Genomic DNA, 17,278 nt, shown 5'->3' with positions numbered 1-17,278 from the left:
CAGCCTTATTATTAAAGGGGAATTTTGTGAATAACATAGGGCAGTTTCTATCACCACGGATGGGTCGAGTAGAACAAATTCATTTCGTTGGAATTGGCGGTGCGGGAATGTGTGGGATTGCTGAGGTTTTGCATAACCAAGGTTACCGTATCACGGGCTCTGATCTTAGCGAAAGTCGCACTGTACAACGATTGCAATCCTTAGGTATTAAGGTTTTTATTGGCCATCGCGTTGAGAATATTCTTGGTGCAGATGTGGTTGTACGCTCAACAGCCGTCAGTGCCGACAATCCAGAAATTACTGCAGCCAATGATCATTTAATTCCTGTTATTCCTCGTGCCGCTATGCTTGCGGAGTTGATGCGTTTTCGACACGGCATTGCTATTGCTGGTACTCATGGCAAAACAACGACAACAAGTTTAGTCAGTAGTTTATTGGCCGAGGGTGGTTTGGATCCAAGCTTTGTGATTGGAGGAAAACTGAATAGTTGTGGCTCTAATGCCCAATTAGGATCCTCCGCTTATTTTGTTGCTGAAGCCGATGAAAGTGATGCATCATTCTTATTCTTAAAACCGATGATGGCCGTTGTTACCAATATTGATGCCGACCACATGGGTACTTACGATGACAACTTCGATAAGTTGCGTAATACTTTCGTTGAATTTTTACACCATTTACCCTTTTATGGCTTAGCTGTATTGTGTATAGAAGATCCCGAGGTTTGTCGTATTCTTCCTTCTGTCCAAAGACCAACGCGCACTTATGGATTTCGTGAAGATGCGCACTATCGCGCGCTTAACTGGACACAAAATGGTTTACTCAGTGAGTTTAATGTACAAAGACCTGCACCCTATAAATCCTTGAACATCAAATTTCAATGGCCTGGCCGCCATAACGTTTTAAATGCACTAGCTGCGATTGCGATTGCTACGGAGTTAGGGGTAGACGATGAGTCTATCATTAATGGTTTAATGAAGTTCCAAGGGGTTGGCCGACGTTTCCAAATGTTAGGTGAGCGCCGTTTTGTACGTGGTTCTGCAATTGTTGTTGATGACTATGGTCATCATCCACAAGAAATACGATCTACTATTGATGCATTCCGTCATGTGTGGCCAAATAAACGGTTAATACATGTGTTTCAACCCCATCGTTATACGCGTACGCAATCGTTGTTTAGTCAATTTGTTGATGCACTAAGTTTATCGGACGAGTTGCTTTTAATGGATATTTATTCAGCCGGAGAGCAGGCTATTCCTGGCTTAAGTAGTGAATCTTTGCTTACACAAATTAGCCAGCAACAACCTAATGCCAGATTAGTTAATGATAAAAATCTGACACAAGTATTGGATGAATTGATTACTGATGATAGTGTTATTTTAATGCAGGGAGCCGGTAATATTGGTCAACTGGCACTTAACTTAATGCAGTCCTCAGTGCGAGAATCAGCGTGAATACTTTAAAAGACGCAAATACAGTGACTTATCAAGGACAGTTGCTTATTAATGAGCCTTTGGCTGATTATACAACCTGGCGAGTGGGTGGTATTGCGAGTAAATTGTATAAGCCGACCAGCATTACCGATTTAGCCATTTTCCTTAAGCAATTGCCGAAAGATGAGCCGTTGTTGTGGCTGGGTTTGGGGAGCAACTCTCTGATTAGAGATAGCGGATTTAAAGGAACAGTTATATTAACTCAGGGCTGCCTCAAAGAAATTAAATTAATTGGTGACGGACTTGTTCATGTCGAAGCAGGTGTGTCCTGTGCGACCATGGCCAGGTTTTGTGCGCGTGCCAATTTAGCCGGAGGCGAATTTTGGGCGGGTATCCCGGGTACTATGGGTGGTGCCTTGCGTATGAATGCAGGTTGTTTTGGTGGCGAAACCTGGCAGACAGTTATTGAGGTTGTAACGATAGCCCGTAATGGCGAGCTTCGAACACGCAAACCAGCAGAATTTGAGATTGCCTATCGTCATGTGGCAGGATTAGAAGATGAATGGTTCGTTGCCGCAACCTGTCGTTTAGTTAAAGGTGAAAAAGAGAAATCGTTAAACCTTATTAAAGAATTATTAGCTCATCGAGCAAACACACAACCGACTAATGAATATAATTGCGGTTCTGTATTTAGAAACCCCCCTGGTAACTTTGCTGCCCGTTTGATAGAAACATGTGGGCTTAAAGGCAAACAAATAGGGGGCGCAGTTGTTTCAGAGAAACATGCAAATTTTATTATTAACCAACATGGTGGCGCTTTAGCCAGTGATATTGAATCCTTGATTGAGTTAGTACGAGATACAGTGCATCAGCAAACTAATGTTGAATTAATTCGCGAAGTGCACATCATTGGAGACCTTTAATGTCTAAATTGATCAACCTGTTATTACTTTATGGTGGAAAGTCTGGTGAGCATGAAGTTTCGTTAGTTTCTGCAGCCTCTGTTTTGCGAGAATTGGATACTACCAAATACGCTATCATCCCTGTCGCCATGGATAAGGACGGACAATTCTACCTGAATAACTATGAAGAATTAAAAAGTCACAAAGAACGTCTGCCTGTAAAAACAGCGCGCTCACACCTTTTGCCAAGTTTACTTCTTAATGGGCGTTTGGCTGTTGATGCTGATGTGGTTTTTCCAGTAGCTCATGGTCCTTTATATGAAGATGGCTGCCTGCAAGGTTTATTGGAGTTAGCGGGTGTCGCGTATGTGGGTTGTGATGTTGTATCGTCTGCAATTGGTATGGATAAAGATATGGCAAGACGCCTGGCCTGCAATGAAACAATTCATGCTGCGCGCTACCGTATGCTATCTTGGTTCAGCACCCCTTTAGAGAGACAACAATTCTGTCAACAAACTGCAGCAGAATTAAATTGGCCTTTATTTGTTAAGCCCTGCACGTTAGGTTCCAGCGTGGGTATTCATAAAGTAAAAAACATTGCAGAATTAACCGCTGCCGTGGAGGATGCCTTACGATATGATGAAACCATTTTGGTTGAAGAAGGTATTCACGGGCGGGAAATCGAGATCTCTGTACTGGAGAATACTTCTCCAGCCGCCGCACCTCGCGTTAGTTTGCCTGGTGAAATTTGCGTTCATCATGCCGATGGATTTTATTCTTATACCGCCAAGTATCTAGAGAGTGAGCAAACTGAACTGCACGTTCCTGCTCAACTTACACCAGATATGATTAAGCGCATACAAACGATTGCAGCTGAAATTTTTACACGCTTAAAATGCAAAGGCATGGCTCGAGTGGATTTTTTTGTTGATGAGCGAGAAGGTAAAATATATTTTAACGAAATTAATACCATCCCTGGATTTACACCAATTAGCATGTACCCAAAGATGTGGCAGGCTAGTGGATTGGAATATTCAAAACTGCTGGATGAGTTAATTAATTTGGCGATGATCCATCAGCGATGCCGGCAACAATTAGTAACTGACTATCAGTAAGCAACTTGGTGCAAAACAGCTAAATAAAGATTAGGGTGGTAGGACACGGGGATGGATGCTGATACTGGACGGTTACGCTACGCGAGTTTTTTAACAATATTAATTATTTGTGCTCTTTTTTTAGCAGCCAGGTTAGTTTATTTGTACCTGGCTGATCCAAAAAGATTTCCTATTAATACCGTTAAAATTGCTGCAAGCTATCATCATATTACTCATAAGGATCTTGAGTCGGTACTGACAAACTATCTAGATTCGAGCTTCTTTTCCTTACCCGTTGGAAAATTATACGCCGATCTCGCTGCGTTTGATTGGACGAATCAAGTGCAAATTGAACGTATTTGGCCAGATACATTAAAGATTACTTTAGTGGAAAAAGTACCTGCAGCCACATGGAACAATGCCATGATGACTGCTGAAGGAGAGTTATTTAATGAGGGAGGCAGATTAGATGCTTCTCTGCCGCATCTAAGCGGTCCTGCGAATCAACAGAAGGAAGTCTTACAAGTTTACAAAAAAATGAGTAAGATATTATCAATATATGGTTTGCATGCAGCTTCACTTGAATGGCGTGATAATCAAGCTTGGGAGCTTACCTTAGCCAACGGTGTGCAGTTACGCCTAGGAAAGCGAGATTTGGAAACAAAGATTACCCGATTCTGTAAAGCATATCCTGCTGTTTTTGCAGAAAAATCGGATCAATTAGCAAGTGTAGATTTACGTTATCCGCGAGGCATGGCGGTGCAATGGAAAAAATAAGCGGGAAGATAATGGCAAAAAAAATAGAAAAAAATATCATCACCGGTTTAGACATTGGTACTTCAAAGGTAGTGGCACTTATTGGCGAAGTAGCTGCTGATGGTGCAATTGAAATTATAGGTATTGGGCGTCACCCCTCCCGCGGTCTAAAAAGAGGTGTTGTTGTTGATATTGAGGCAACAGTAAACTCGATTCAACGCGCCGTTCAAGAAGCAGAATTAATGGCTGGATGCGAGGTGAGGACTGTCTATGCGGGAATCGCAGGAAGTCATATTCGCAGCTTAAATTCTCATGGTATTGTGGCGATTAAAGACTTGGAGGTGTCTCAGGTAGATGTTGAACGCGTCCTTGATGCTGCTAAAGCAGTAGCCATTCCTGCAGACCAGAAGATTCTGCATATCCTTCCCCAAGAATTTATTATTGATAATCAAGGCAGTATTCGTGAACCTGTTGGCATGGCAGGCGTTCGTCTTGAAGCAAGGGTACATATTGTCACCGGTGCTGTGAGTGCTGCACAAAATATTGCAAAATGCGTCCGTCGTTGTGGTTTGGATGTTAGCGATGTAATTCTTGAACAATTGGCTTCAAGTCATGCAGTTTTGACGGAAGATGAGAAAGAACTTGGCGTTTGTTTAATTGATATTGGTGGTGGCACTACTGATATTGCGGTGTTTGCAGAAGGCGCAATCCAATACACCGCAGTGATTCCTATTGCAGGCGATCAAGTGACAAATGATATAGCCATGGCATTAAGAACACCCACAAAAGCTGCAGAAGCGATTAAAGTGAAACATGCTTGTGCAATGCCTGAAATGTGTAATGCCAATGAAATGATTGAAGTATTAAGTGTTAACGAGCGACCTGGACGAAAAATTTCAACCAAGGTGCTCTCAGATGTCGTGTCTGCGCGCTATGAAGAGTTATTTTCCTTAGTTCGCAATGAGCTGCGTCGTAGCGGCTTTGAGCAGCGAATTGCTGCAGGGATGGTAATGACTGGTGGTGGCTCTTGTGTTCAAGGTGCTATTGAGTTAGCTGAGATGTGTTTTGAAATGCCTGTGCGTCAAGGTTGTGCTCATCATGTTTCAGGACTGGTAGAAGCCACTGTTAATCCTTCCATGACTACAGGAGTTGGTTTGTTGTTACACGGCTTTCAACAACAATATGAAGGCGGTTATAATGTAACCACTTTGAGTGATAATGGCAAAGGAATGTGGGCGCGGATGAAAGAATGGTTTAATGGTAATTTCTAGTAGGTTTAATCCATATAAGTTACAATGATAATTTTTAGGATAGAACCTCGTTATTGGCAGAATTTTTGAGGGGAGAGGTCAAATGTTTGAATTAACGGAAAGTCAACCAGACAATGCCGTAATAAAAGTTGTTGGCGTTGGTGGCGGCGGTGGAAATGCAGTTCAACACATGGTGGCTGAAAATATCGATGGGGTTGAATTTATTTGTGCCAATACTGATGCTCAAGCACTCAAAAATTCGAATGCTAAAATTCATATTCAGCTAGGCGAAGAATTGACTAAAGGGTTGGGTGCCGGTGCTAATCCACAAATTGGTCGTGAAGCTGCAGAAGAAGATAGAGAGAGAATCAAAGAAGTTCTTGCCGGTGCGGATATGGTATTCATTACCGCAGGTATGGGTGGAGGTACTGGAACAGGTGCAGCTCCTGTCTTCGCTGAAGTTGCAAAAGAACTTGGCATCCTTACTGTTGCTGTGGTTACTAAGCCGTTCTCCTTTGAAGGCAAGCAACGTGCATTGGCTGCTGAAGAAGGTATTCGTCGCTTAGGCGAGCATGTTGATTCTTTGATCACTATTCCGAATAATAAGTTATTAAGTGTTCTAGGAAAAAATATTAGTCTTCTTAATGCATTTAAAGCCGCAAATAATGTTCTTCTAGGTGCCGTAAAAGGTATTTCTGACTTGATTACACGTCCTGGTCTGATTAATGTGGATTTTGCTGACGTGCGTACGGTGATGTCTGAAATGGGCATGGCGATGATGGGAACAGGTACTGCAACTGGTGAGCAACGAGCTCGTCAAGCGGCCGAGGCAGCTATTGCATCTCCATTATTAGAAGATGTCAACTTCTCCGGAGCCCGAGGTATTCTCGTTAATATTACTGCCGGTCTTGATATGTCAATTGGTGAGTTTGAAGAAGTCGGTGATGTAGTCAAAGAGTTTATTTCTGATGATGCAACGGTTGTTGTGGGTACAGTTATTGATCCTGAGATGACTGACGAAATGCGTGTTACTGTTATCGTAACAGGCCTTGGTGATCAGCGCGGTCGTCACCAACAACAGCAAACAATTGCAACACCAAAAGCTCGTATTACTGAGACCACTCGAAGCGATGGTTCATTTGACTATCAACAATTTGATAGACCTGCTGTCATTCGCAAACAGGCTGCAACGCCTGTAAGCGCAAAATCAAATGCTGAAACTTCGATACCAGATGTTGATTATCTAGATATCCCAGCTTTCTTACGTCGACAAGAAGAGAGTGTTGAGTAGTCCTTTTTGGTTTGCTTTTTGTGGCAACTGATTTAGAAATAATCATGTCATTCTGTCTCTGGGCAGAATGACTAAATTGGTTCAAAATGAAGCTAAAAAAAATAGACTAATCAATAAATTGTTGATATTATTTGGCAGTTTATTGCGCTTAAAAATGGGATATCAAAAAGGTGATTACTGAATGATAAAACAAAGAACTCCTAAGAAAGTCATTCAAGCAACAGGTGTAGGTTTACATTCCGGGGATAAAGTTCTACTCACCTTGCGTCCCGCTCCCATAAACACTGGTATTGTATTTAGACGTACTGATTTGAATCCTGTAGTCGAAATCCCGGCATTATATGATCAAGTAGGTGATACAATGCTCTGCACTTCATTACAACGTGATGGAGTTAAAGTGGCTACAGTCGAGCATTTGCTTTCAGCTTTTGCAGGTTTAGGTATTGATAATGCCTATGTGGATATTAACGCTCCTGAAATTCCCATTATGGATGGTAGTGCTGCTCCTTTTGTATTCCTAATCCAGTCTGCAGGTATTCGTGAACAAAGTGCTGCTAAACGATTTATTCGTATATTGAAACCAATTCGTATAGAAGATAATGGCAAATATGTTCAATTCCTTCCTTACAATGGTTACAAAGTGTCATTTACCATCGATTTTGATCACCCAGTTTTTAATGACAAGCCACAGACAGCAACCTTTGATTTCTCAGCAACATCTTATGTCAAAGAGGTGTGCCGCGCTCGCACTTTTGGTTTCCTTTCCGACTATGAAAAGTTGCGCGAAAATGATTTAGCCAGAGGCGGTAGCTTGGATAATGCCATTGTAGTTGATGATTATCGTGTTCTTAATGAAGATGGCTTAAGGTTTGATTCTGAATTTGTAACTCATAAAGTATTAGATGCCATTGGCGATCTTTATCTTTTGGGCTGTGGGTTAATTGGTGCCTTTGAGGGTTACAAGTCTGGTCATGGATTAAATAATCGTCTTTTGCGAGAATTGATGGTTCGTCAGGATGCTTGGGAATACACTTATTTTGATGCTGAAAATTACCAACCTACTGTGGCCGCTGATGCAGATTTTTTACCCGCAGAAGCCTAAGCACACTTAAAAGCTCGCCCATATTCATAGCAAGCGTTTGTAGCTATTACTTCATAAGTTCTTATTTTCTTTGCGCGGAATAAGGTGCTTAAAAATACTTCCTTTATACACAATGTTATCCACAGAATTTGTGAATAATATCTGTGAACTAGAGAATAGTATAAATAGCTACAGAGCTAATAAAAGGTGACGTTAAAAAAGAAAAAACTGGTGATGGATTTAATGCAAAAAAAAATATATCCACAGCAGGATTTGGTCAATGAGTACGACCTAATGACGATAAGATGTTATCCAAATCAAACTTAAAAAAAACAGCCCTGACACAAGAAGTTTTAAGTCATCCATCAAAAAAACTAGATATTTAAGCAAGTATTTATATGTTTGAAAATGAGATTTGCAACTATCCAGGTTAAATAATGCATGAGGTAGAATCACCTTTTGTTAAACTATTCTGGTAAATTGGCCAATTTTTGCAACGCTTCTTTAAGTGGTTCATAGTTGCATTGTTCGCTTGCACAGTGGATTACTGAGCGACTATTCATTGTGAGGGCTAATGTTTTTGAGGATTTCGTCGGCGGAAGAACATTCTTGGTATCTTCAATTATAAGTTTGATTCCAGTCAATTGATAAAGTCCAGCCTCCTTTCTTAGGCGGTCTCGTAACTCAGGAAGATTATATCGCAATTCTGTCGCCCAAGCTGCGTTGCTAACGGCTAATGTTAATGAACCTCTGACAAAACTGCCAATGTTGCAATAATTGGCGATGTGTGGGGGTAAATAACTTTTAATCAAGGTATTTAACCCTTCCAATTCCATCGAGTTTAAACAGATTTCCATCAATTGCGAATTTAAACAGCGATTAATGCGACGCATTCGAAGGCTCATTTAATAAAATTTTAAAGATACCAAATTTGAAGGAAATTAGCTTCTAAATATCAAGGTGTTCTTTAGAATCGCTGGGAAATATGAACGATAAATCACGTAAAGAGTAATTGATGACAGTTTCCGGTATCTGCAATATGATAGTGAAGTTTTTAATTACAATGATTGAAGGATGAGAATGACGGACAGTAATGTCGTATATTTTGCAAGACTCCATTGGGTATTGTTTTTTTGGCCTATTGCGCTGGCATGTTTTGCCATTTTGTTAGGATCGCAAATTCCTCAACTCAAAGAAGTTTCATTAATGTTTCTTGGTGTTGCTTTAATTTGGACGCTAATGACATGGGTAACTTACCACTTTTCATCGCTAACCATTAAGAAAAGTCAGGTAATTTTACGAACTGGGATGTTGGTAAGACAAACAATTGACATCCCTTTATCAAAAATTGAATCTATCGATATTCGTCAATCGATATTAGGCAGTATTTTTCGCTATGGCTCGTTAGTTATTACAGGAACAGGTGGAACTCGCCATGCTATGAATTTTGTTGATAGACCACTGACTTGTAGACGCTATATAGAACAACTCATGCATGAATAATGCGCATTGGTCGAAGTTTATTTTTAAGCAAGCTATACGCTCTGTTGTTGCCCTAAAGGGAGGGTTGCAACACCAGACGGATTTAGTTGAGCTTATAGACGGTAGCAAATGGATTTGTAAAGTCCTTAATGAAAATACATGGCTAGGGACAATAACGTCAGCTCAATTTGCCTACACCGAGCATGTAAGTGCTCAAGTTTCTCGAGCTTTAGAATGCACCTTCTCGCCGCTAAATCTGAGTGATTTACCCCAGGAAACCAAGGCTCGACATTTAATTGTTCCTTATTGTGAAGGACAGTTAATTACGGCAGTCACACAAGAGCAGGCCGCATTATTAGGTGGCCTGCTAGCACAATTACATGAACTATCATTACCAACCAAGGAGGCACAATTATTTCCACGAATTACCTTGCCAAAAGACTCGACTTCTCCCGCTTGGCTTAGGCAGCTAGCGCAGCGCTGCAATACCCTGCGAAATCATGAGAAAGCGAACTCGGTAGTAAGTCATCGTGACATTCATTTGCAAAACATCATTTGGAAATCGGAGACGAAACCCCATCTTATTGATTGGGAGAGTGCAGGACTAATTCATCCTTTTGTTGAATTGATCGGTTTGGCAACAAATTGTTGCGGCTTGGCTAACTATAGTTTCGACGAGAAGCTTTTCCGTGCTACTTTAGTAGGCTATGTTTGCAAGAAAAAATTACCTCAACCCACTGAGCCATTATGGAATATGTGCTTTCACAGTTGGCTACTTTGGTATGTCTATAGTCTAAAAAAAGGGTGGGATATTGGTGCCCAAGCTACTCTAAACGCAATTGAAGTGATTAAAACTTACATGCCTGAATTACGAAGAATTTATGCTGAAATTTAATGAGTTTTAAAGGGTGGATTTATTATGAAAACAATAGATTTACGTAGCGATACGATGACTAAACCTAGTCATGAAATGCTGCAGGTAATGATGCAAGCAGAAGTCGGCGATGATGTTTGGGGAGAAGATCCCACTGCAAAACATCTAGAGGCTCTAATTGCAGATAAAGCGGGTATGGAAGCAGCTGTGTTTGCTCCGTCAGGAACGCAATCCAATTTAATGGGATTAATGGCTCATTGTGAGCGTGGTGACGAGTATATTGTCGGCCAATCTGCCCACACTTATCGATGGGAGGGAGGCGGAGCGGCCGTATTGGGAAGTATTCAACCTCAACCGCTGGACTTCGCGAGTGATGGCAGTCTTCCTTTGGATAAAGTGACATCAGCCATTAAACCTTGGGATGATCACCATCCACGCACAAAATTGCTTTGCCTTGAAAACACAACGGATGGTAAGGTAGTCCCGCTCGATTATCTTCAAAAGATCCCTCAGTTTTGCCAAGAACATCAATTAAAAAGTCACCTGGATGGAGCTCGAGTTTTTAATGCTGTGGTTAAATTGCAAGTTCCTTTAATAGAAATTACCAAAAACTTTGATTCTGTTTCGATTTGCCTGTCGAAAGGATTAGGGGCACCTGTCGGGTCGGTACTTTGCGGCAGTAAAGAATTAATCAAACGAGCAAGACGTTGGCGCAAGGTGCTCGGCGGTGGTATGAGACAAGTCGGTATTTTAGCTGCGGCGGGAATTTATGCATTGGAACAAAATATAGAGCGTTTAAATCAGGATCATGAAAATGCGTTTGCTCTCGCGAGTGCATTGGCAGAATTGGATGAAGTGGAGGTTGATGAAGTTTCACTGCAAACCAATATTTTATTTATTCGATTCAAAGAGCGCTATCCAGAATTACAAGATACGTTAGAGAAAAAGGGAGTTTTTTTTCCGAAGCAAGCCAATAAACAAGGCTTTGTGCGTCTTGTTACTCATCTTGATATTTCAAAGAATGATATTGCTGCAATCATTAACGAGGTAAAAACTTTTTACAAAAAATGTTAAAGGCTCTGAATAATAGAATGTTAAAAACTGTTTTCTTCATTGCTGCTAAATTAGCAATAATGGTCAAATAGTTATTCCATGAATTGAGTAACATTGTTCATGTAAGTAAAACGATGTTGGATTAAGACATGAATTATGAGCGTCAAATAATGAAAGTCATCGAGTTTATCGGCAAGCATCTTGACGATAAACTCACCCTATCTCAATTAAGTGATATTGCATGTTTCTCAAAATATCATTTTCATCGGTTATTTACGGCCTATACAGGCTTATCTTTGCAGCAATATATACGTTGGCTTCGTCTAAAACGTGCAGCCCACCAACTTATTGTGGAGAAAAATAAACCTATTCTTGAAATAGCAATCAATGCGGGGTTTGAATCTCATGAGGCATTTACGCGAGCCTTTAAACAAAGCTGTGGACTTAATCCGAATGGGTTTAGAGCACAGTTGAGTTGGGCAGCATGGGAAACTCCTCCTTATTGTTTGCCACAGCAAAGTGAGTTAACCATGAATGTAGTTATTAAAACAATGAAGGAAAGACGTTTAGCCGTCTTAGAACATCGAGGTGATCCTCAAAAAGTAGGAGACAGTGTTAACCGCCTTATCAGTTGGGCAAAAGCGCAATCCATGCACTTGAAACCTAAAGCTGGAGAAGCTTTTGGACTTGGTTATGATGATCCTAAAACCACCTCACCTGCAGAGTTTCGATTTGATTTGGGTATTACCGTCCCTGAAAATTTAAAGCTAGAGGGTGAAATTATTGAAAAAAGATTGCCAGAAGGGCGTTATGCCGTGGCGGTACATAAGGGTGCCAGAGATAATTTAGGCGATACTGTCTATGGTTTGTATCGCGATTGGTTGCCAAACTCAAGTGAGGAGCTTGGCGATTTACCTTGTGTATTTTGTTATTACAATTTTGATCACGAAGTCGCTGAAACGGAATTAATAACGGAATGTTGGTTATTCCTGAAGTAAAAAACTGCTCCCCTTTATCTTCAACAATCTAATGTAAAGGGGATACATAAACCCTAGTTGATGGCTTCTATGATACTGGCTTTTAGATTAGGTGCTGAGGTAGTGTCATGGACAAATTGAACCAAACTTTGGTTATCCTCATTTAGTCGAATTAGCTTGTCTTCAAGCCCTGGCATAGAATACCAGCAACCTGAAAATTCAGATTTTAATTTTCCCATATCGTTTAAACAAGGAAATGCCACGTTTTGATAAGACGTGGTTGTGATTTGATCTGGGTGGATAGCTAAAAATAAGGTAACGGGATCTCCTAGTTGCGTGGTTTTAGAGTTAGTTGCCTCCCGCCAGTTTTTCCAATCCGAGAGAATTGTTTTTTTAAGACGCGTATGACTTTGATTTTCAATATCATTAAATTCATCAAGGGTTATATTTAGTTGATTCGTCTCAATGAATTCACTAGAGATACAAATTGTTTTTACTTGTGAAAGAACATTGGCAGTAGTTTCAGGTGAAATAAGCCAATTGTATCCCTTAGGGTATACCCCGCCCATCGAGTAAATAAGAATATTGTCTTTTATTGTGTTATCAATTTTTAGGGCTTTATCGATATTATGCAGTGGCCCTAATGCAACAATTATTAAGGGAAATTGGGGAGAATATTGTTTTGCAATTTTTGCGATAAATGCAGGGGCGGATTCCTTTTCAATAACGAGCTCATCAAATAATGCGCCATATTCTTTTTTATACGCCCATGCTTGTTTCTTATACCACGTTTTTTGCTCATCAGACCGATTTGGATAGCCATAATAAGGAGGCTATAAAGAATTAAGTGCAAGGAATTCTTCATTTGGATCTTGGCGAGTTACCCCAACGCCTGCGTAAACTGGAATATCAGGATAGCCACTTTCACTAAGAATCAGTTTTGCAATTCTTGCCTTCTCCAGGGGTTCAATATGAGTCGTGGTTAAGGCAAGTGGCTTATTATCACTGGTAATGGCAACTAATAAGGCTAGAGCATCATCAATATCACCGCCTATGTCCGTATCGATAATGTAGTCAACAGGTGTTTGTGCTGAAAAAAGGACAAGAGGTGACAATAAAATAAGCCTTATAAATAATTTATAACAATTTGTTATTTTTAACTTTAGAAAAGGCCGCATAGCTATAATCGAAAAGTTATTTCAGAACTGGTTAGGTTTAGTGCCCAACCAGTCTTAATAGGCATAGCTAGATGTTCAATCTTCATTGGAAGAGTAGCCGCAGCCTTCATGAGGACAAATAATCTGCCGACCCGAGCGTTTTGTTTCTTTGACCGTCAATAGAGGCCATGCGCATTTAGGACATGGTTTATCAATCGGTTCATTCCAAAGTGCATAGTCGCATTTTGGATAGGCGCCACAAGAGTAAAATATTTTGCCTTTTCGAGACTTACGTTTCAGAATCTTGGCTGAATGGCATTTAGGACACTCTACACCGGTATCTGCAGGTTTTTCGATAGGTTCTATGTGTTTACACTGTGGGTAATTACTACAGCCAATAAAGCGTCCATAACGTCCTGTTTTTATATGTAAAGGACCTTCACAATCAGGACAAACTCGACCCTCTACTATATCTGCCTCAGGTTTTTCATTTTCCTGGGCATTTAAGTCTTGCGTATAATCACACTCTGGATAACCCGTACAGCCAATAAAGCGACCGCGTTTTCCAAGACGAATGGCTAGAGGTTTTCCACATTTAGGACACGCCTCATCCAATGTTTCTGTTGTGATATCTTTGCGTTGGACCTGGGTATCCGTATTTTGAATTTGATCAATAAAGGGTTTCCAAAACTCTTCTAAAACGGGGACCCATTCTCGCTCACCACGAGAGATAGCATCTAATGTGTCTTCAAGTTGCGCCGTAAATTGATAATCGACATAACGGGTAAAATGACCTGTTAGAAAGCGATTAACAATACGGCCTACATCAGTAGGAACGAAGCGTTTTTTATCAACAATAACATACTCACGCTGCTGTAAAGTATGAATAATTGTCGCGTAAGTCGAAGGACGGCCAATATCATACTCTTCTAAGTCTTTTACTAAAGAGGCCTCTGAATAACGAGGAGGTGGTTCGGTAAAATGTTGATTTGCCAAAATATCTTTTAAACCAATCTTTTCGCCTACTTGAAGTGTGGGTAAGAAAACTGCGTTTTGATCGTCATCTTGAATGTCATCACGACCTTCTTCGTAAACAGAAAGAAAACCTGGGAAAATAATTGTAGAACCAGTGGCACGGAAGAGATTGCCCTGTCCACAACTTAAGTCCACAGCGACTGTGTCAATGATTGCATCAGCCATTTGACAGGCAACTGTACGCTTCCAAATCAAACTATAAAGTTTGGATTGATCAGCAGTCAGTGCTTGTTGCACCATTTCTGGGGTACGTTTAATCGAGGTAGGTCGAATAGCCTCGTGTGCTTCCTGAGCATTTTTTGATTTAGTTTTATAAATTCGAGGACTACTCGGACAATTATCTTTGCCATAACGCTCTTGAATAAAACTACGGATTTCCTCAATAGCTTCGTTTGCTAAATTAACCGAGTCTGTACGCATATAGGTAATCAAACCCATAGTACCTGAACCGATGTCTATACCTTCGTAGAGTTGTTGGGCAATCATCATTGTTTTACGTGCAGTAAATCCCAACTTTCTCGCTGCTTCCTGTTGCAGTGTAGAGGTAATAAAAGGGGAAGCAGGCCTGCGTTTACGTTGTTTCTTTTCAATATTATCAACAATTAGAATGCCCTGAGCTTGTTTGAGTAGACTCTCTCTAATCTGATGAGCTCTGGTGCCTTCATTGACAGTAAATTGTTGAAGTTTCTCAGTTTCGAAATGGGTAAGTCTGGCTTCAAATGCACTGTTGTTATGCTCGCATTGTGCTAGAATACGCCAGTATTCTTGCGGCACAAAACGCTCGATTTCTTCCTCACGCTCGACGATAAGCCTAAGTGCTGGGCTCTGTACACGACCAGCAGAGAGTCCGCGGCGAATTTTTTTCCACAGCAAGGGCGATAAGTTAAACCCCACTAAGTAATCTAGAGCACGACGAGCTTGTTGAGCGTTTACCAAATCCATGGATATAGAACGAGGATTGCTAATTGCATCCTGAATGGCTGATTTGGTAATCTCATTGAAAAAAATGCGGTGAACTTCTTTATTATCGAGTAACTTACGCTCTTTCATTAATTCGTAAACATGCCAGGAAATGGCTTCACCTTCGCGATCAGGGTCGGTTGCCAGAAGCAGCGAATCAGAATTTTTTAGCGCTTTGGCAATCGATTCAATATGGCGCAAATTTTTTTCAATGGGTTTATAGGTCATTGCAAAATGCTTGTCAGGATTTACGGAACCCTTACGCGCGGGCAAATCCCTGACGTGGCCATAGGAGGCCAATACATCATAGTCTTTGCCTAGATATTTTTGAATTGTTTTAGCTTTCGCGGGTGATTCCACGATAACCAAGTGTTTGCTCATAAAAAATTAACCTTTCCTTGTGTAGTTAAATTAATGTAAGGCCAGCTTGTCTTCTTTTTGGTATAGCACAAGATCAAGAAAAGCTAGTTGGTTGGCATCAAGGTTATCGGCAAGTGTATTGCGAATAGTCCACTTTGTTTCCTGCAAACTAACAAAGCGCGATTCAGAGAATAGCAGTTGATTAATAATTAATTCCATTGTTTCTTGAGCAATAATGCCCCAAAGAATAAGGCGTGTTAAAAATTGGTAACTTGCTTTAGTGAATTTTCGCTGTTCGTCTTCGGTAAAAATTCGAAGAGTTTTATTTTGTGCATCTTTTAGAAAAAGAGTGCGACTTTCCAGACTTGCATTTTCGATAGATTCTTCATCATCGTTAGCATTGACTGTATGGCTTTCTTTTAATTGGGCCAAGCTTTTTTCAAAAAAACTCATTAACATTTCAAACAAGCTATCTTTCATTACGCACACCTCATGTAGCCACCGGGGATTGCTTTCACAATACCCTCTAATTCTAATGTAGCCAGCGAGCTGACCACCTCTTCAATACCTAAGCCGCTTCGTGCAATGATTTGATCGACGGTTGTGATTTCAAAGCCAATGCACTTTACTAGGTTTTTGTTATCCGTGGCAAGGGATAGTGTTGCGTTAGTTTGGGCGACTTGCTTACTATCCAGATTTAACTCATCCATAATATCCTGCGTCGAAGTCACTAACTTAGCTCCTTGCTGTAAAAGATAGTGACAACCTCTGGCTTGTGGATTCAGAATAGAACCTGGAATCGCCAGCACATCCCGATTTTGCTCTAATGCAAATCGAGCTGTGATCAAAGAACCACTTTTGATTGCTGCCTCAACTACCAATGTGGCTAATGATAAACCGCTTATTATACGATTTCTGCGTGGAAAATGTCCAGCCATTGGTGGTGTTTTTAAGGGAAATTCACTTAATAACAACCCGGTTTGGCTAATTTTTGCCGTTAATATCTTATGTTGACGAGGGTAGGTAAAATCAATTCCCGTGCCTAAGACAGCAATAGTCTTGCCATTTACTTCTAGACATCCTTCATGGGCTTGAGCATCAATTCCCAAGGCTAAGCCACTGACAATCGTTAATTGATTCGTCGCGAGTTCCATGGCAAATCGACGTGCTGTTTCACCGCCAATCGCAGAGGGTTTTCGACTCCCCACCATGGCGATGCTGGGCTGCAAAAGACAGGATAATTCGCCTATTGCATAAAGAACTGCCGGAGGATCGGCAATTTCTTTTAATAAAGAGGGGTAATTAACATCTTCAATCGTCAGTAAATGATGACCGCTTTTTTCTGCCCAACACAAATCAAGTTGAATGTCTTTAAAATTAAATGTTTTAATGGCTTGAGCCATGCGTGAGGGGATGCCAGCTTGCTCCAATTCTTGTTGTGAGAGACGAAATAGTTCTTCCAGATTGGGCCATTTTAATAGCAACTTGGTGATGGTACGGGGGCCCACAAACGGTATTTTATTTAAAGCAAGCAGGTAAGGCTTATTTTTCATAGGGTGAATAGTCCGTTAAATAG

The 17,278-nt window shown here is 40.8% G+C and carries 17 protein-coding genes; 11 read left to right on the top strand and 6 right to left on the bottom strand.

Annotated elements, in window-relative coordinates; all coding sequences use genetic code 11:
- Positions 1-26 precede the first annotated feature (26 nt).
- The 7 genes from murC to lpxC all read left to right on the top strand — a co-directional run bounded on the left by murC (position 27) and on the right by lpxC (position 7,825).
- The gene (gene murC / locus LHA_RS13480) at positions 27-1,451 is read left to right on the top strand and encodes a UDP-N-acetylmuramate--L-alanine ligase (RefSeq protein ID WP_045106999.1); all 1,425 of its coding nucleotides are present in this window, start codon (positions 27-29) and stop codon (positions 1,449-1,451) included.
- Complete coding sequence (murB, locus tag LHA_RS13475) at positions 1,448-2,353, top strand: UDP-N-acetylmuramate dehydrogenase (protein WP_045106998.1); 906 nt, start codon at positions 1,448-1,450, stop codon at positions 2,351-2,353. Before murC ends, murB begins: the two co-directional genes overlap by 4 nt.
- The gene (locus tag LHA_RS13470; protein WP_045106997.1) at positions 2,353-3,447 is read left to right on the top strand and encodes a D-alanine--D-alanine ligase family protein; all 1,095 of its coding nucleotides are present in this window, start codon (positions 2,353-2,355) and stop codon (positions 3,445-3,447) included. Before murB ends, LHA_RS13470 begins: the two co-directional genes overlap by 1 nt.
- A gap of 51 nt (positions 3,448-3,498) precedes the next feature.
- Complete coding sequence (locus LHA_RS13465; protein WP_045106996.1) at positions 3,499-4,203, top strand: cell division protein FtsQ/DivIB; 705 nt, start codon at positions 3,499-3,501, stop codon at positions 4,201-4,203.
- Between the two features lie 11 nt (positions 4,204-4,214).
- Positions 4,215-5,453, top strand: coding sequence for a cell division protein FtsA (gene ftsA / locus LHA_RS13460; protein ID WP_045107601.1), 1,239 nt, complete (start codon positions 4,215-4,217; stop codon positions 5,451-5,453).
- 82 nt (positions 5,454-5,535) lie between these two features.
- The gene (gene ftsZ / locus LHA_RS13455; protein WP_045106995.1) at positions 5,536-6,723 is read left to right on the top strand and encodes a cell division protein FtsZ; all 1,188 of its coding nucleotides are present in this window, start codon (positions 5,536-5,538) and stop codon (positions 6,721-6,723) included.
- Between the two features lie 181 nt (positions 6,724-6,904).
- Positions 6,905-7,825, top strand: coding sequence for a UDP-3-O-acyl-N-acetylglucosamine deacetylase (gene lpxC, locus LHA_RS13450; protein ID WP_045106994.1), 921 nt, complete (start codon positions 6,905-6,907; stop codon positions 7,823-7,825).
- Between the two features lie 446 nt (positions 7,826-8,271).
- Here lpxC and LHA_RS13445 read toward each other — a convergent pair whose 3' ends face one another.
- The gene (locus LHA_RS13445; protein WP_045106993.1) at positions 8,272-8,697 is read right to left on the bottom strand and encodes a DUF721 domain-containing protein; all 426 of its coding nucleotides are present in this window, start codon (positions 8,695-8,697) and stop codon (positions 8,272-8,274) included.
- Between the two features lie 187 nt (positions 8,698-8,884).
- On the opposite strand from LHA_RS13445, the gene LHA_RS13440 reads away from it, so the two are divergent.
- The 4 genes from LHA_RS13440 to LHA_RS13425 all read left to right on the top strand — a co-directional run bounded on the left by LHA_RS13440 (position 8,885) and on the right by LHA_RS13425 (position 12,211).
- Positions 8,885-9,307 (top strand): PH domain-containing protein, encoded by a 423-nt coding sequence (locus LHA_RS13440; RefSeq protein WP_102046659.1) that lies wholly within the window; start codon positions 8,885-8,887, stop codon positions 9,305-9,307.
- A complete protein-coding gene (locus LHA_RS13435) occupies positions 9,300-10,181 on the top strand; it encodes a phosphotransferase family protein (protein ID WP_045106991.1) in 882 nt (293 codons plus the stop codon). The genes LHA_RS13440 and LHA_RS13435 overlap by 8 nt, the downstream gene beginning before the upstream one ends.
- A gap of 24 nt (positions 10,182-10,205) precedes the next feature.
- Positions 10,206-11,234, top strand: a complete 1,029-nt coding sequence (gene ltaE / locus LHA_RS13430) for a low-specificity L-threonine aldolase (RefSeq protein ID WP_045106990.1) — start codon at positions 10,206-10,208, stop codon at positions 11,232-11,234.
- Positions 11,235-11,362: 128 nt separating this feature from the next.
- The gene (locus LHA_RS13425) at positions 11,363-12,211 is read left to right on the top strand and encodes an AraC family transcriptional regulator (protein ID WP_045106989.1); all 849 of its coding nucleotides are present in this window, start codon (positions 11,363-11,365) and stop codon (positions 12,209-12,211) included.
- 53 nt (positions 12,212-12,264) lie between these two features.
- Here the strand turns inward: LHA_RS13425 and LHA_RS16840 are convergent, their stop codons facing one another.
- From LHA_RS16840 to dprA, 5 genes are all read right to left on the bottom strand, one after another.
- Positions 12,265-12,915: a nucleoside hydrolase gene (locus LHA_RS16840; RefSeq protein ID WP_102046658.1), complete on the bottom strand. Its 651-nt coding sequence runs from the start codon at positions 12,913-12,915 to the stop codon at positions 12,265-12,267.
- 108 nt (positions 12,916-13,023) lie between these two features.
- Positions 13,024-13,305, bottom strand: a complete 282-nt coding sequence (locus tag LHA_RS16835) for a nucleoside hydrolase (RefSeq protein WP_158644251.1) — start codon at positions 13,303-13,305, stop codon at positions 13,024-13,026.
- Positions 13,306-13,443: 138 nt separating this feature from the next.
- Positions 13,444-15,723, bottom strand: coding sequence for a type I DNA topoisomerase (topA, locus tag LHA_RS13415; RefSeq protein ID WP_045106988.1), 2,280 nt, complete (start codon positions 15,721-15,723; stop codon positions 13,444-13,446).
- Between the two features lie 30 nt (positions 15,724-15,753).
- Positions 15,754-16,182, bottom strand: coding sequence for a DUF494 family protein (locus LHA_RS13410; protein WP_045106987.1), 429 nt, complete (start codon positions 16,180-16,182; stop codon positions 15,754-15,756).
- Positions 16,182-17,255 carry a DNA-processing protein DprA gene (gene dprA / locus LHA_RS13405; protein ID WP_045106986.1) on the bottom strand — a complete coding sequence of 358 codons (1,074 nt, stop codon included), beginning with the start codon at positions 17,253-17,255 and terminating at the stop codon, positions 16,182-16,184. The genes LHA_RS13410 and dprA overlap by 1 nt, the downstream gene beginning before the upstream one ends.
- Positions 17,256-17,278 lie beyond the last annotated feature (23 nt).

Origin of the sequence: Legionella hackeliae, assembly GCF_000953655.1 — a bacterium.
GTDB lineage: Bacteria > Pseudomonadota > Gammaproteobacteria > Legionellales > Legionellaceae > Tatlockia > Tatlockia hackeliae.
The sequence above is the reverse complement of the archived record's forward strand: the minus strand, read 5'-3'. Positions and strand labels throughout refer to the sequence as shown.

Bases quoted from the DNA above. Each gene is read 5' to 3' on its own strand.
- ltaE (WP_045106990.1), top strand. From the start codon at position 10,206: ATGAAAACAATAGATTTACGTAGCGATACGATGACTAAACCTAGTCAT.
- dprA (WP_045106986.1), bottom strand. From the start codon at position 17,255: ATGAAAAATAAGCCTTACCTGCTTGCTTTAAATAAAATACCGTTTGTG.
- lpxC (WP_045106994.1), top strand. From the start codon at position 6,905: ATGATAAAACAAAGAACTCCTAAGAAAGTCATTCAAGCAACAGGTGTA.
- LHA_RS13410 (WP_045106987.1), bottom strand. From the start codon at position 16,182: ATGAAAGATAGCTTGTTTGAAATGTTAATGAGTTTTTTTGAAAAAAGC.
- ftsA (WP_045107601.1), top strand. From the start codon at position 4,215: ATGGCAAAAAAAATAGAAAAAAATATCATCACCGGTTTAGACATTGGT.
- LHA_RS13425 (WP_045106989.1), top strand. From the start codon at position 11,363: ATGAATTATGAGCGTCAAATAATGAAAGTCATCGAGTTTATCGGCAAG.
- ftsZ (WP_045106995.1), top strand. From the start codon at position 5,536: ATGTTTGAATTAACGGAAAGTCAACCAGACAATGCCGTAATAAAAGTT.
- topA (WP_045106988.1), bottom strand. From the start codon at position 15,723: ATGAGCAAACACTTGGTTATCGTGGAATCACCCGCGAAAGCTAAAACA.
- LHA_RS13445 (WP_045106993.1), bottom strand. From the start codon at position 8,697: ATGCGTCGCATTAATCGCTGTTTAAATTCGCAATTGATGGAAATCTGT.
- LHA_RS13465 (WP_045106996.1), top strand. From the start codon at position 3,499: ATGGATGCTGATACTGGACGGTTACGCTACGCGAGTTTTTTAACAATA.
- LHA_RS13440 (WP_102046659.1), top strand. From the start codon at position 8,885: ATGACGGACAGTAATGTCGTATATTTTGCAAGACTCCATTGGGTATTG.
- LHA_RS13470 (WP_045106997.1), top strand. From the start codon at position 2,353: ATGTCTAAATTGATCAACCTGTTATTACTTTATGGTGGAAAGTCTGGT.
- LHA_RS13435 (WP_045106991.1), top strand. From the start codon at position 9,300: ATGAATAATGCGCATTGGTCGAAGTTTATTTTTAAGCAAGCTATACGC.